At 37.0% G+C, this 14280-nt stretch carries 13 protein-coding genes and 2 pseudogenes; 8 read left to right on the top strand and 7 right to left on the bottom strand.

What is annotated here, in order from left to right; genetic code table 11:
• The first annotated feature begins 36 nt into the window (after positions 1 to 36).
• The 6 genes and pseudogenes from TOL5_RS04500 to TOL5_RS22665 form a co-directional block, all read left to right on the top strand.
• A complete protein-coding gene (locus TOL5_RS04500) occupies positions 37 to 447 on the top strand; it encodes a hypothetical protein (protein ID WP_046759592.1) in 411 nt (136 codons plus the stop codon).
• 575 nt (positions 448 to 1022) lie between these two features.
• Positions 1023 to 1994, top strand: coding sequence for a 4-hydroxythreonine-4-phosphate dehydrogenase PdxA (gene pdxA, locus TOL5_RS04505; protein WP_121775535.1), 972 nt, complete (start codon positions 1023 to 1025; stop codon positions 1992 to 1994).
• Positions 1995 to 2032: 38 nt separating this feature from the next.
• A complete protein-coding gene (gene rsmA, locus TOL5_RS04510; RefSeq protein WP_004829846.1) occupies positions 2033 to 2845 on the top strand; it encodes a 16S rRNA (adenine(1518)-N(6)/adenine(1519)-N(6))-dimethyltransferase RsmA in 813 nt (270 codons plus the stop codon).
• Between the two features lie 2 nt (positions 2846 to 2847).
• Positions 2848 to 3696 (top strand): symmetrical bis(5'-nucleosyl)-tetraphosphatase, encoded by an 849-nt coding sequence (locus TOL5_RS04515; protein WP_005033446.1) that lies wholly within the window; start codon positions 2848 to 2850, stop codon positions 3694 to 3696.
• Positions 3697 to 4558: 862 nt separating this feature from the next.
• The gene (locus tag TOL5_RS04520) at positions 4559 to 5242 is read left to right on the top strand and encodes a DUF3800 domain-containing protein (RefSeq protein ID WP_005033444.1); all 684 of its coding nucleotides are present in this window, start codon (positions 4559 to 4561) and stop codon (positions 5240 to 5242) included.
• 106 nt (positions 5243 to 5348) lie between these two features.
• Positions 5349 to 5963, top strand: a pseudogene (locus TOL5_RS22665) (transposase domain-containing protein); the annotation flags it as partial.
• Here TOL5_RS22665 and TOL5_RS04530 read toward each other — a convergent pair.
• From TOL5_RS04530 to hflX, 6 genes and pseudogenes are all read right to left on the bottom strand, one after another.
• Positions 5953 to 6339 (bottom strand): annotated as a pseudogene (locus TOL5_RS04530) (ATP-grasp fold amidoligase family protein); the annotation flags it as partial. The pseudogenes TOL5_RS22665 and TOL5_RS04530 sit on opposite strands and share 11 nt — an antisense overlap.
• A 349-nt stretch (positions 6340 to 6688) precedes the next feature.
• Positions 6689 to 7135, bottom strand: coding sequence for a DUF2147 domain-containing protein (locus tag TOL5_RS04535; RefSeq protein WP_121774137.1), 447 nt, complete (start codon positions 7133 to 7135; stop codon positions 6689 to 6691).
• A gap of 53 nt (positions 7136 to 7188) precedes the next feature.
• Entirely contained in the window at positions 7189 to 7632 is a 444-nt protein-coding gene (locus TOL5_RS04540) for a DUF2147 domain-containing protein (protein WP_046759517.1), read from the bottom strand.
• Between the two features lie 92 nt (positions 7633 to 7724).
• Entirely contained in the window at positions 7725 to 8393 is a 669-nt protein-coding gene (locus TOL5_RS04545) for an LrgB family protein (protein ID WP_004829838.1), read from the bottom strand.
• A gap of 9 nt (positions 8394 to 8402) precedes the next feature.
• Positions 8403 to 8774, bottom strand: a complete 372-nt coding sequence (locus TOL5_RS04550) for a hypothetical protein (protein ID WP_004829835.1) — start codon at positions 8772 to 8774, stop codon at positions 8403 to 8405.
• A gap of 43 nt (positions 8775 to 8817) precedes the next feature.
• Entirely contained in the window at positions 8818 to 10149 is a 1332-nt protein-coding gene (hflX, locus tag TOL5_RS04555) for a ribosome rescue GTPase HflX (protein ID WP_121774138.1), read from the bottom strand.
• A 330-nt stretch (positions 10150 to 10479) separates the two neighbouring features.
• Here hflX and TOL5_RS04560 point away from each other — a divergent pair, with 330 nt between their 5' ends.
• On the top strand, positions 10480 to 11295 hold the full coding sequence (locus TOL5_RS04560; RefSeq protein ID WP_121774139.1) for a lysophospholipid acyltransferase family protein: 816 nt from the start codon (positions 10480 to 10482) through the stop codon (positions 11293 to 11295).
• A 243-nt stretch (positions 11296 to 11538) separates the two neighbouring features.
• Here TOL5_RS04560 and TOL5_RS04565 read toward each other — a convergent pair whose 3' ends face one another.
• Positions 11539 to 13167 (bottom strand): phospholipase D family protein, encoded by a 1629-nt coding sequence (locus tag TOL5_RS04565; protein WP_042088441.1) that lies wholly within the window; start codon positions 13165 to 13167, stop codon positions 11539 to 11541.
• A gap of 96 nt (positions 13168 to 13263) precedes the next feature.
• Between TOL5_RS04565 and TOL5_RS04570 the strand changes: the two genes are divergently transcribed.
• Positions 13264 to 14274 carry a metallophosphoesterase gene (locus TOL5_RS04570; RefSeq protein WP_042088439.1) on the top strand — a complete coding sequence of 337 codons (1011 nt, stop codon included), beginning with the start codon at positions 13264 to 13266 and terminating at the stop codon, positions 14272 to 14274.
• Positions 14275 to 14280 lie beyond the last annotated feature (6 nt).

Genomic DNA, 14280 nt, shown 5'->3' on the forward strand with positions numbered 1-14280 from the left:
TAATTAGCACTTAAATCAAGAAAAACACAAGGCAAAATGAAAATAATAAGTTCAATAATATTGCTATTACTCTTATGGGGAGCCGGGAATTTTACGCGAAGTTCTGCTCAGACCGTTTGGCAAGATAAAGCGCATGTATTGGCTAAACCTCCAGAAAAACAGCATGAGGAATTAGATACGATTCTCGATGTGAAGTGGATGACTGCTGATTTTACTCAGGAAATTGATGATGCCTTTCCTTGTGAGCCTGTTGGTATATTGGTTCAAACACAAAATATTGAGATCGGTCAAGAAATAGATGTGGTAATTGAGTTGAAAAATCGTCGAGATCATCAAGCTGTAGAATATACTGTGTACGGAAAAGTTGAACCCGATCATCACGTTAGAATTATTTTTGATCAACACATTGACCTGAATAGCTGTGAGAATGCAGAATTTGAGCAATAATCAAACCGACTTTTGGATTTTGAAATACCTGTGTGTATCAATGGCAGGATTGATCAATATTTTTTAATTAAAATTTAATTAAGTATCAAAATAAGTGGAAAAGTTAAGTGATGTTTAAGTGGGTTAAGTCAGTTTTAATAGATTGGAATAAATCGTTTTTTATTCGGATAATTGAATCAATAGCATTTATTTTTGCACTCAAATGTTAACTTTTATCCGTTTTTTCAGCATTTGTATGGGATTTATACACAAGCGTTAAAGACTGTTAGTATTGTGGTTTATGTGTGTTTTATCGCATTTTTTCTTTACAATTGATATAGATGTATCATGATTTTTAATTTAGGTTTATGCTTGGGTTGAATTTTTTTAAAAGTTATTTTTATTTTTAAATTCAAATATTCAGCATGCACTTGTGAATAACAATTGTCATGGATTTTGTGGGTCGTCTTGCAATAGTTTTTAGTTTAAGTTTATACATTTTTAGTCAAATTGATGCAAAAATTAACTTGAATAGGAAATGATGATTTAGAACCGATGTATACTATCAATGCAACGTCTGTTTAAAAGAGTTCTCGATGCTTCCTTTATATATAACCAGCGGTGAGCCTGCTGGCATTGGACCGGATATTAGTTTGGATTTGGCAGATCGTGTTGATGATCGTCCAGTAGTGGTATTGGCTGATATCAATATGCTGAGAGATCGTGCCAAAATTTTAAATAAAACGATTCAGTTGATCGAGTATCAAGGGCAAAAGCAGGGTTTGACACAAGGTCAGCTTTACGTCGAGCATGTTCCTTTAAATGAGGATGTTGTTTTAGGGGAACTTAATCCACAAAACTCAGCCTATGTGATCGAACAATTACGCCGAACGGCTTATTACGCAATGCAAGGCTCAAGTGTTGGTGTGGCAACAGGACCTGTACAAAAGTCAATTATTAATGATGCTGGAATATATTTCAGTGGGCATACTGAATATTATCAAGAGTATGCAGGTGTAGATCGTGTGGTGATGATGCTTGCTACCAAAACTCTGAGAGTAGCATTGGTCACCACGCATCTTCCACTGCGCGATGTTGCAGACGCCATCACTAAAGAACGCCTACATCAAATTATCGATATTCTGATTCATGATTTAAAAACAAAATTCAAAATTAGTCAGCCGCGCATTCTGGTCTGTGGACTAAATCCTCATGCAGGAGAAGGTGGGTATTTAGGGCATGAAGAAATCGATACGATTAATCCAGTACTCGAAAGCTATCGTGCACAAGGTATACAGCTCAGTTTAAGTATGCCCGCAGATACTTTGTTTACGCCAGATAATTTAAAAAATGCGGATGCAGTTTTAGCGATGTATCACGATCAAGGTTTACCTGTGTTAAAATCACAGGGGTTTGGTGAAGCCATCAATATTACTTTAGGTTTACCTTTTATTCGTACATCTGTCGATCATGGTACTGCATTACATCTTGCGGGTACTGGGCTTGCAAAGAGTTCAAGTTTACATGTCGCAGTTGATTTGGCACTTGACCTTGCCCGATCAAATTAATTGGTAAACAAACTTATATACCGCGTTGGAAATTTTTTATGTATCAAATTAATGCCTTAAACCCAAAAGATGAAGGGCATCATACGCGAAAGCGTTTTGGTCAAAACTTTTTACATGACCAACGTGTAATTGCAAAAATTGTGCGTTCTGTTGCACCACGCACAGGTGACAATATTGTTGAAATTGGTCCAGGTCTTGCGGCACTAACTTCACCTTTGATTGGTGAATGTGATGCTTTAACTGTGGTTGAGTTAGACCGTGATTTGGCAGCAGGTTTACCTGGTCGTGTCCCACATCCTGAGCGTTTAACAATCATTGAAACAGATGCATTGAAATATGACTTTTCTGAGCTGTTTCAACAAGATCGCCCATTACGTGTGGTTGGAAATTTGCCATATAATATTTCGACCCCTTTGCTTTTCCATCTTTTAGAGTTTGGCGATAAAGTCAAAGATATGCACTTCATGTTGCAAAAAGAAGTCGTAGATCGTATTACAGCGGAACCAAATACCAAAGAATATGGTCGTTTGTCTGTGATGATCCAATATTATTGCAAACCTACCTTTTTATTTGAAGTACCGCCTGGCTCTTTTAATCCACCACCAAAAGTAACATCTGCAGTCTTTCGTTTAGAGCCTTATGCAACTAAGCCAATAATCGCCAAAAATGAAAAAGCATTGGCACGTTTGGTTTCGCATGTATTTACCCAACGTCGAAAAACTTTACGTAACAGTTTAAAAGGGATGTTGGTTGAAGATGGTTTTGAGCGGGCAGGTGTTGATCCAATGGCGCGCCCAGAAACATTGAGTCTGGCTCAGTTTGTCGCATTGTCAGATCAAATGGTGGCTTAAAAATGTCACGAGAAAATGTCAGATTTAATTATGTGATTGGTGATGTACAAGGTTGTTTTGAAGCACTGAAAGCATTATTGAAAGCAATACAGTTTGATGCTGATCAAGATTACATTTGGTTTGCAGGTGATTTGGTTGCGCGTGGTGAAAACTCAGTAGGTGCATTACGCTTTATTAAAAAACTATGCGAGCGAGGCTGCGCTGCAACAGTGTTGGGGAACCATGATTTAAATTTACTGGCAGTTGCTCGTGGGATCAAAAAACTTAAAGACAAAGATCATATTGATGATGTCATTCACGCTTTGGAAAGTGATGAGTTGATTGACTGGTTACGTAAGCAGCCTTTGTGTCTTTTTCCAAACCCTCAGACTATTTTGACTCATGCTGGTATTCCCAATATTTGGGATGCAGAACAAACTGCTGTTTTGGCAAAAGAAGTCGAAACTGTATTGGCGGATGATGATTTTGACGTACTCGATTCATTTCTAAAAGAGATGTATGGTGCTGAACCTGCATTGTGGGAAGATAATTTACAGGGCAATGCACGACGACGCTGTATTACCAATTATCTTACCCGTATGCGTTTAACCGATGCTCAAGGTCGTTTAGAGTTTAGTTTTAAAGATGCGCTGGATGAACCGATGCCTGAAGGATTTCAGCCTTGGTTTGAGTTTGAATCAAAGACTGCTCAAACGCATCAGATTATTTTTGGACATTGGGCAGCTTTGCAAGGTAAAAGCATCAGTTCACAAATTCAAAATGTGGATGGTGGTTGTGTATGGGGGCATCAATTGATTGCATATCGACTAGAAGATAAAGAAATTTTTAAAGTTGATAATCCAGTGATGTGATCTGAATAAAGCCACATACAGTGGCTTTATTTTTAAGTATGGTTTATCTGATTTTAAGATAATATGTAAATAACAACAACTTAGATTTTAATTTAAAAATCCATTTGATTTAAAATACAATGAATTTAGAAATTAAGTGCGACAAGGTTGAAATTAGAATGGGAACATATTAAAAAAGAAAAAAAGTATAACCGCTACTGTTGGCATTAAGCCTCATCCGTCACAGTACCAAACCTTTACAACTCTGAGAGATGCAAAAGCATGGGCGCAAGAATTAGAATTAAAACTAAGTCCTAATAAATTTACAAATGTATTTGAGTTCACAGGTGAACAAGGTAAACGTGACAGTATCATCGTGGTTGCTCAAATTTTTCCAGAGCTCACCGCTCGTTTGGTGGATCTGTGATAAGCGTTATCCCTCTCGGGAGGTTTTTTTGAGAGCAACTTAGTACCAAAAATAACTAATTTAGAATTTTTTTAGTGATACAATAGACATTTACTTATGCCGTTTTGGATAGTTATTAAGTTGTAACTATTGAATACTGTTTTAGAGTAAAGTTAATTGAATTTTATATATAAAACAATATTTTATGTGGGTAGTTGAGATTTTTTAGTAATATAATAGCTATTAACAAAAGAATTCTTACTGATACCATAGATGTTGACCTATGCCATGTTTAATGGGTATTATAAGCATGTAGTCGCAGCGCGGTATAAATAATCCACGCCTAGACCGAGGTACGATAAATCCTGCGATAATCGTAAACTTACTGTAAGTAAGTTGCCTCTAGGTGCCGCACCTGAATTCTAGAGCCTCTAAAATTATTTAGAGGCTTTTTTAATACTTGATAATAAATTATTTATGCGAACATTTATATATTTGGATGAGAGTGGTGATTTAGGCTGGAATATGCATGATCCTTATCAAAAAGGTGGGTCAAGCAGAATGCTAACCTTAGCTGCTATTTGTATGCCTGAAGAAAAATCTAAATATATTCAACGTATCGTACGAGCATTATACAAAAAGAGAAATAGACCGCTTAGTAATGAATTGAAGTCTGTTGATTTAAATACAGCAGATAAAGAACTTTTTCTAAGACTGGTGGCAAAGCTGCTCTCAGAACACAAAGATATCCAATTGAGATCAATTACGGTTCATAAAGAGTATGTAAATTCAAAAATGAAGAAAGACCCAAACGTTTTGTATAACTACATGATTAAGTGTTTGTTATTAAAACCAATATGTGAATCAAAATTCGTAGATTTCATGCCTGATAGACGTAGTGAAAAAGTCAATACAAAATGGAATATGGGTGAGTATTTAAACCAAATGATTTTAGAGCAATCTATTGAACATTATGTGGAAAATCAATCTTGTAATGTGTCACCTATGGATAGTTCAAAATGCTTGGAGTTGCAGTTCATAGACTTTTATGCTGGATTGGTTTGGTCAGCATATGAGTTTAGGGACTCTAAAGCCAGAATGTTTATGGCTGGTGCGAGAGTAACAAACCACAAGTTATTCTTTCCACTTGAAATAAAGTAGGCATACAAGAAACCAAACCCACTCACCAGAGTGGAATGCTGATCAGTTAAGACAAAAAAGTTAAAATGCGGTAAAAATGAGTGTATATAAATATGCTCATTTTTTTATGACTTTATCTCAAAATCTAGAACTTATCTCTCAACAATCCCCTTTAACATTGGCTCATTTTAGTGAGATGATCGATTTAAATTGGATTGAACAGAGCCTGCAACAGACAGGGAAAGCATCTATTCGAAAAAGAAAACCCCCTGCTGAACATGTGGTTTGGCTGGTGATTGGACTTGCCTTATTTCGTGATCAACCCATTTGGTATGTCGTACAACAATTACAACTTGTGTTTGGAACAACTCACTATTGTGCTCCTAGCGCATCTGTACAAGCCAGACAACGTCTAGGTTTAGAACCCCTGAGTGTTTAATTTTCAACCTTAAGTCAGGCTTGGTTTAAGGATGCACAACAACAGTATCCAGATTTTCATGGGCTTCAGATATGTGCTGTTGATGGCGTGGTCTGGTCAATGCCTCTTACAGATGAAAACTTTAAATACTTCTGTTCATCCAAAGGTAAAACAGCTATCGCGCCCTATCCACAAGTGAGAGCAACATGTTTGGTTAACACCAATACTCACGAAATTATTGACGCCAAACTTGGCAGTATGGATCAGGGAGAACTCTCGTTAGCTCATCAGTTATTGGTTCCATCTGGTTGCGCTCGGCTTTTTTAAAATCGAATTGATTTTTATCTTTACAAACCAAGGCACTACCACTGTCATGATTGCATTTTAAGACAAATTTTTCAGGCAACTGATCAAAGTTAATTTCATTAAAACAATGATATACACCAAGCAGTGGTACCACATGTGAAATGCAAATCTTATCTTCAATCAATTGTCTAACCGCAAGTTTGTCAGCCAGTGCGGTATGAAGAGAATTTCGCTCAAAAATCATCCTCGAAGTTACTTTTTCATTGAAACTTTGTGGATGATACAAGTTCGGAAGATATCCTAATTTTTGTACGAATCTTTTGCTTAGGTAGGTTTTATCTGAAACAAAATAAGTTCTGATGATTTTTGCGAGATAGGTGAGATGGTTATACATATCGATGCAACCATGTTGGACATGGTGCATATATAAATAGCCAAAGCTTAATATTCCTTTAAAAAATTTGCGTAGAGTTGAATTTTATAAAATAGGTTTTATCGGGAAATTAAACATGTAAATGATGGATAAAAGAGATCAGCTTTAGCTATTTGATGATGGCAAATATGTATGATGCCGTGTTTTATGTTTAAAGATTAAGTGATTTTAACGAGATGTTGTCTCAATTTGCGTTATACACAAAGCAGGACTTTAGTCCTGCTGAGCTGAAATAGGTGACTGTTTGGGGTTTAAATCCAATGAGTAGCTCATTATTTATCAGCACATCGAATTGGGTTTGAAAGGATAATTATTCCATTCTAATCCATGTTTGACTGCGACCAATCATTGATATTCCAATATAGCCACGTAGTGTAAGTCGGTTACCACTAGCATTTAGGCGTGCTTTACCATGATAAATTTTGCCTCCACGAGGATCGAGAACTTCACCGCCGATATAATTGTTGGGGTCTTTAGGATCAACTTTCATTTTTTGCAAAATGGTCAATCCTATAATTGGCTTATTGGTAAATGGAGCAGGGCAGTTATGACATTGGGTTAAGGGCACTTCACCAGGAGCAGGAAAATCTTTAATGATTTTTCCAGCATAAGTATCGTCTTTTTGTTTTTCAATTTGAATATAAGCACGGACATAACCTGTTCTGTCATCCACCGTGCGCCAAGTTCCAGTAATATCAGCGGCATGTGTCCAGCTGACGATACTAAACAGCATACAACAGAAAAATCCTTTTTTCATCAGCATACCTACTTTGTTGTTTGAATAAAAGAAGTAGAGATTCGCGAATTAAATTATTCACGAATCCAAGTTTGACTACGACCAAGTGCCGAAACGCCGACATAGCCTCTTAATAATAAACGATTGCCATTTGGGCTGAGTTTGGCTTTCATTGAATAGATTTTACCTGTCAATGGGTCAATAATTTTTCCACCAACATAATCTTCATCACTGCTTTGCTTTAGGTTTTTCAGTACATCCATACCTAAAATAGGCTTATTGGTATAAGGTTCAGGACAATCTACGCAGGTTTCTTTTGGTGTATAGCCTGGACGTGGCGTCACCTTAATGATTTTACCCGTATAGGTTCCATTAGACTCTTTTCGTATTTCAAGAATGGCTTTTGATGAACCCGTTTTATCATCAATATTTTTCCAGATACCCGTGATATCTTTTGCCATACTACTACAGCTTAAAATGGAAAATAATGTCCCTAAAATAAACTTATTAAACCTCATTTCTTGATTCCTTATCAAAATGGGGAAGTATAGTTCATATTAAGCTGAATAATTACCCTGTGCAATCACGTGAAAAGTTAAATAAATCACACTTATTTAAGAAACAGTATAAAGGTTGGCAACCAGATTGCGGTAAAGACCGCATTTACAGCCATACCAAATGCTGCATAACGCCCAGCAACTGCGCCACGTTGCCATGCTTGCGCAGTTCCAATTGCATGTGCAGCTAGCCCCAAAGCTAAGCCTGACGCGCGTTCGTCATTTATATTACGTAAAATAATCGATGAAAATGCAGCACCAATTACACCTGATAAAATGACGATCAAAATTACTAAAGTGACTGGCGAGTGCAATAAAGTTGCAATATTGATCGCAATCGGCGTCGTTACTGCACGTGTTGCAAAAGCCATAATCGTCGGTTCAGACATGTGTAATAAATAAGCCAAGCTCATGGGTAAAGCGACAGCACTGATACTGGCAAAGACTAAAATACCTACGATAGATTTTAACGGTAAATCATCATAACGCATTGCAGCCAGAGGAATCGCTAAAGCAACAGTGACATAACCCAAGAGGTGACTAAATAGTCCATTCATATCGGTATTGTATTTTTCATAAGGAATTTTAAATAACATTAAAATCCCAATGACAAAAAACATGCCTATCACCAGTAATGGTACTTGAGGAAAACGCTTATTGATGGGTTTTGCAGCAAGATAAGCAATTAAAGTGATTAAAAAACCAGTCAGTACACTTAACATATGTTTCTCCTATAACCACTTTTTTGCCATTTTTGCATAAATCCATAATGGAATCAGCGTACTAACAAACATAATCACTAAAAATAATGGAATTTCTTTGCCCATGCTGACTAGCATGATCAATGAGCCTGCACAGATAGGCAGAAATGCAAAGCCACTTTCTTTCATTAATTTATTGTTGGTATCGACCAGTCGCGCTGGAATTTTTTTGAATTTACGCCAAACAACCAAAACAACCAATAAGCTTAATAAGCCTGTTAAATTTCCCAGTTCTGGGTGATTAAATTGCGACATGATAAATACTGAAGCTTCACGAAAAAAGATGATGAGTCCTAACGTGAAGATCCAAGCTTGCCAATCGATACCTTTTAACTGATCCATGTGTGTTTATTTATAAAATTTGACCTTTCACGTTTTAACCGATTTAGCGCTTTATTTCAAACTCTTCTAATGGTCTTTTAAACTGTTGGGCTTTCTCTCCAAGAATTTCATCAATCGGTAAATGTGCCTGTTTAATGAGCTGCTCAAGTTTATGTGGGGCAATGGCAATGCTCAAAAGGAGCTGACCGTCATCATCATAATGTTCGGATTCAATCACATTCAATTCATAAAGCTGATTTTTGAGTTTCCCATAAGCAGGTTTTAAGCGCAGTTCAAATTTTTGAATTTGTCCCATTAAACATTCATGCACTGCTCTACGAAGCAGGTCTAAGCCTTGTTTGGTATGGGCTGAAACATAAACACGCTCGGGTTGATGAGGTTTGGCATAGATGATTTTTGCTTCATCATGACTTTGGTCAATTTTGTTATACACCCTAAGCGTTGGAATATCAGCACCAATTTCTTTTAATACGGTTTCAACCGCATCGATTTGCTCCATCATGTCTGGACTACTGGCATCGATCACATGTAGCAACAAAGTTGCCTCTAAGGTTTCTTCTAGCGTAGCTTTAAAAGATTCGACTAAAGAATGAGCGAGATTGCGCACAAAACCAACAGTATCTGCAAGAACCAATGTGCCAATACCATCCCAATCCAAACGACGCAATGTTGGATCTAATGTTGCAAAGAGCTGATCTGCTGCATAAACATCACTGTTTGCCAAAATATTAAACAGTGTTGATTTTCCTGCATTGGTATAACCCACTAAGGAAACGGTTGGAATATTGGCTTTTTGACGCGCTGCACGCCCCTGAACTCGTGTTTTACGAACTTTTTCTAGACGATCTTTGAGTTGCTCCATACGAATACGCAATAAACGGCGATCTGTCTCAAGTAATGTTTCACCAGGTCCACGTAAACCGATTCCTCCTTTTTGGCTATCTAAATTGCTTCGACTACGCACTAAACGAGAAGACAAATGATTAAGCTGAGCCAACTCAACTTGTAATTTACCTTCATGTGTACGTGCACGTTGTGCAAAAATATCCAAAATTAAACCAGTACGATCGATGACACGGCATTTTAAAATGCGTTCTAAATTTCTTTCCTGAGCAGGGGATAGGGCTTGGTCAAAAATCATCAATTCAATTTCATCATTCTCGACTTGCTCAGCAATTTCTTCTGCTTTTCCTGTACCAATAAAGAATTTTGGATCAGGTTTAATCCGTTGTACGGTTAAATGGTCTAGAATCTCTGCCCCAGCAGACTTTGCCAACAAGCGAAATTCTTCTGGATCTAAATCTTCTAAGATTTGAACATTTACTGTGACTAGAATGGTTTTTTCACCACCTTGACTTTGATCAACATATTCCACAGATAATACAACTCAGCCATTGCTTCGATAAAAATTCATTCTAAAGGATATTGCAGTGTAAATCCTGAATGAGTGTTGGTGTAATGAAATAAAATTGCAAACAATAAGCGAGATGTCCGTTTTAACCGATAAAGAACGGGCTTAACAGATGCTATAAAAAGATCATATTCTTGAAAAAATTTGATCTATTTAAAATGATAGAGCACCGATTATAATCATCAGTAGTGAGGTAAATTTTACTAAAGCGATTTAAGGTCAATGCAAGTTGAATATGATTTGTATACAATAGCCGTGGTTTAATATGAAATATATTCTGTTTAGTGAATGTCTATGACTCAACAACAAGCAATCAAAAAGTCAAAATCATCGAATTTAAGTGCTTTATCTAAAGTTTTTTTATATGGTAAAAAATTAGTATCAAGTACATCTGCTGTTGCAGAAGGCTTTTATCTCGTTTATCGCCATCAATTATATAAAGATCCGAATAATCCAAAAAATACCCGTTACGTTCAATATTTTTGTCGCCGTTTGAGTGAAGTGTTCAATGTGGATGTGCGTGTCCATGGTGATATTCCACGTGAACCTGCATTGTGGGTGAGTAATCATATTTCTTGGTTAGATATAGCTGTTCTTGGCTCAGGCGCACGTGTATTTTTCTTGGCGAAGGCTGAAATCGAGAGTTGGCCAGTCTTTGGAAATCTTGCGAAAGGTGGTGGTACATTATTTATTAAACGTGGTTCTGGGGACTCTGTTCGTATTCGTGAACAAATTGCAGATTTTTTACGTAAAGATATTCCTGTATTGTTTTTCCCAGAAGCAACAACGACAGATGGATCAAAAGTTAAAAAAGTTCATGGGCGTATTTTAGGCGCAGCCATTGAGGCTAAAAAGCCTGTTCAAGTCTGTGTAATTTGCTATGTCAATCAAGATGGAAAATTAGATAGCGTGGTTCCATTTATTGGTGAAACAGGATTTGTTGAGCATGTACAAGCCGTTTTAGAAATGCCTAAAGTAGTGGCACATTTAAAAACCTTTCCCGCTATTTCTACAGAAGGACATACTGTTGAAACGCTGACTCAACAAGTCCAAGAAATGATGCAAAAAGGTTTGGAAGACTTACAGAAAGAAGTTCTTACAATAGACTAGTTTTCAACAGGTTATTGTATTTTTCTTCATTAAATCAATGTGCGTAGGCGAAGCTTCACTTTGCTCAACCCATGTTTTATTTCGGTGTATTCTTGCGCTGCAAACCCAGCAGCGCTTTGTTTTTACTCATATACACCACTCAACATGGCGACATTCATGTCGTCTCATGATAGAAAGATCATCTATATGATTCAAAAGTACGAAATAAATGAATCAACAAAAAGGTTTAACAATTTTCTAGACTTACATAAAGCCTTCGATCGGCAACCATGAAATCACTTTAATGCCAGCTTTTTGCCACCATTTCATTTTGGGTTCTTTTCTAAGCGTAACAATGCCTTGAGGCGTTTCTTTCAGCCAGTTGATTTTGTTTTGTGAGTCCAAAACTAATTTATAGGCATATTTTTTTAAATGCTCATCCATGGTTTTATGTACCGCATTGGCCAATGGCGGGCTATTGATAATCACTCCAATTTCTGTGTTTAAGTTGGCGGAACGTGGATCAAAATTAAAAGAGCCAATAAATACTTGTTTATTGTCGATCGCCATCAATTTGGCATGCAAACTTGAACGGCTTAATCCTTTTAAACTGACTTTGGCTTTTTTTGAGATTTCTTCTGAATTGGCATATAAATTTTCCTCAGAGACAGCTGGAAGGAATTCATATAGCTCTACACCATTTTTAAGCAAATCATCACGGTATTTAGCATAAAACGCGTGGACTAGCGCGACATCATTGGCTTTAAATGAATTGGTCAAAACACGAACTTTGACACCTTCTTGTGCCAGTTCAATCAGCTTTGCTTCTCCCTTTTTCTGCGGCACAAAATAGGCAGAAATGAGATCTACACTTTGCGTGGGGATATCTAAACGTTTAACCATCTGAAAGTTGAGATGTTGTTCTTTTTTTGCTTTCGCCTGAATTTTATCTGGTGCGTCTTTTACGACTTCCGCTTTAACCCAATCGAGTTGGATATTGTGATGCAACCATTCATCAAAGGCATGTGTGCGATTACTTAAATTTAAATAATTTTGCACCGTTATTTCTTGGTAGTGGTGAGTGAGTTGTTGTTTTAAGTTGTCATAACGCAGGGTATAAGTATTGTGATTGACAATATTTCTGACAGGATAAGCATAGCTGTGATTCCAATATTCATCAAATGAATGGGTAATATCATCTACTGCTTGTCCAACCAACATGACATCAACATCTGAAAATTGGTAGTTGTCACTGACATTATAATATTGATTACTCATATTACGTCCGCCAATCAAAGAAATCTGATTGTCAGCAGTAAAGGTTTTATTATGCATTCGTCGATTGATACGTTTTAAATCCAGTACCATGTCAATCGGGCGCAAGCTTCTAAAACGATATGGGTTGAATAATTTAACTTCAATGTTTGGATGCTGATCCAATGCGAGATAGACACCTTCCATCTGCTTGGCATTGTTATCATCAATTAATAAACGAACTTTAACACCACGATCCGCCGCTTCAATAATTTTATATAAAGCCAATGAACCAATTTTGTCATTGTCCCAAATGTAATATTGTAGATCTAATGTTTTTTGTGCTTTTTCGATCAGATTAATACGCGCTGCAATGGCTTCAAGAGGATCATACAGAACGTGATAACCTGTTAATTCTGGATTTTGACTTTTTAAGGGGTTAATAATTTTTGCCAAAGAAGTGTCTTTGGTGTCTATGTCATAGGCATATTCTGGCTTGATATTTTGCTGTTTTGGTAAAGTAGAGCATGCCGAAAGACTTAGAAATAAGCACGAGCTGAGAACAAGCAGCCAGTTTTTAGTCTGCTGATTGTCATCTTTTTGCTGTAATTGAGTATTACGATTGATCGTTCGTTGCATAATATTTTCTAAGATTTCTCAGAGCTAGAGTATAATTGCCTTCATCGAAAAGATAAATAATGAGATGACAAGTACATGGTACTTGAGAGATTGAATATGCTTCCAACCTTAACGATGACCTCAATTTTTTATCTCTGCTTTATTGTGCTTGCCATATGGGGCATTAGCCAAGCATGGTTAAGTCAATCTAGAACTGAAACGATCCATCCTTTTAAATCCTTTGTCCATCTTTTGGCATTTTACCTGTCTTATTTATTAATTCCGTTGTTGTTTTTTAGCATTTATGCAGGTTGGATTGGAATATTTTCCTTACACGAAAGTATTTTTATTTTCATATTGAGCGCTTTATTGATATATGCACGGTTTATTGAACCGCATACGGTACATGTCAAACATTTATCTTATGCTCTAGGACAATCACAACGTTTTGTACGACCTGTCAAAGTTGCATTGTTGGCAGATTTACATATCGGGCTTTTTTCAGGGCATGAACGTCAACTTAAAAGTATCGTGAAAAAAGTCAACTTAGCACAACCTGATTTTGTTGTGGTTGCAGGGGATTGGACTTATGAGCCTGAAAATAAACTGGTCGAAGAACTCGCCATTTTAAAAGAGATTCAAGCGCCTGTTTATTCTGTCAATGGTAACCATGATGAACAATATCCTGGACCACCTATTCAAACGTTGCTGGCAAAAGCATTACAAGCCAACAATGTAATGGACATTGAAGGAAAAATTGTTGAGTTCGATGACTTTCGTTTAATCGGGATTGGAGACTTATGGGCTGGTAAAGCCGATATGCGATATATGCCAGAATTACCTCAAGATAAACCGTGGCTAATTTTATCGCATAATCCCGACACAGTGGATATGGTTCCTCAATTACCGATACGTCCACTCATGTTGTCTGGTCATACACATGGTGGACAAGTTGAACTGCCGTGGTTAACCAGTTATGTGATGAAAAAGGTGTCGATCTTAGGGCATAAACGTGGCTTATATCAGCATGAGAATGCAGATGTTTTTGTCAGCGTGGGCACTGGCATGGTGGGCGTACCATTTCGCTTTAGAGTACCACCAACCATTGATATTATTGAATTATATTAATTTCAA

Source organism: Acinetobacter sp. Tol 5, assembly GCF_019702905.1.
GTDB lineage: Bacteria > Pseudomonadota > Gammaproteobacteria > Pseudomonadales > Moraxellaceae > Acinetobacter > Acinetobacter bereziniae.

What these genes read in the sequence shown, in the direction of transcription:
- TOL5_RS04520 (WP_005033444.1), top strand. Translation starts at nt 4,559, where the DNA reads ATGCGAACATTTATATATTTGGATGAGAGTGGTGATTTAGGCTGGAAT.
- TOL5_RS04540 (WP_046759517.1), bottom strand. Translation starts at nt 7,632, where the DNA reads ATGAGGTTTAATAAGTTTATTTTAGGGACATTATTTTCCATTTTAAGC.
- TOL5_RS04550 (WP_004829835.1), bottom strand. Translation starts at nt 8,774, where the DNA reads ATGGATCAGTTAAAAGGTATCGATTGGCAAGCTTGGATCTTCACGTTA.
- TOL5_RS04570 (WP_042088439.1), top strand. Translation starts at nt 13,264, where the DNA reads ATGCTTCCAACCTTAACGATGACCTCAATTTTTTATCTCTGCTTTATT.
- TOL5_RS04560 (WP_121774139.1), top strand. Translation starts at nt 10,480, where the DNA reads ATGACTCAACAACAAGCAATCAAAAAGTCAAAATCATCGAATTTAAGT.
- TOL5_RS04500 (WP_046759592.1), top strand. Translation starts at nt 37, where the DNA reads ATGAAAATAATAAGTTCAATAATATTGCTATTACTCTTATGGGGAGCC.
- TOL5_RS04515 (WP_005033446.1), top strand. Translation starts at nt 2,848, where the DNA reads ATGTCACGAGAAAATGTCAGATTTAATTATGTGATTGGTGATGTACAA.
- TOL5_RS04545 (WP_004829838.1), bottom strand. Translation starts at nt 8,393, where the DNA reads ATGTTAAGTGTACTGACTGGTTTTTTAATCACTTTAATTGCTTATCTT.
- TOL5_RS04535 (WP_121774137.1), bottom strand. Translation starts at nt 7,135, where the DNA reads ATGAAAAAAGGATTTTTCTGTTGTATGCTGTTTAGTATCGTCAGCTGG.
- TOL5_RS04565 (WP_042088441.1), bottom strand. Translation starts at nt 13,167, where the DNA reads ATGCAACGAACGATCAATCGTAATACTCAATTACAGCAAAAAGATGAC.
- rsmA (WP_004829846.1), top strand. Translation starts at nt 2,033, where the DNA reads ATGTATCAAATTAATGCCTTAAACCCAAAAGATGAAGGGCATCATACG.
- pdxA (WP_121775535.1), top strand. Translation starts at nt 1,023, where the DNA reads ATGCTTCCTTTATATATAACCAGCGGTGAGCCTGCTGGCATTGGACCG.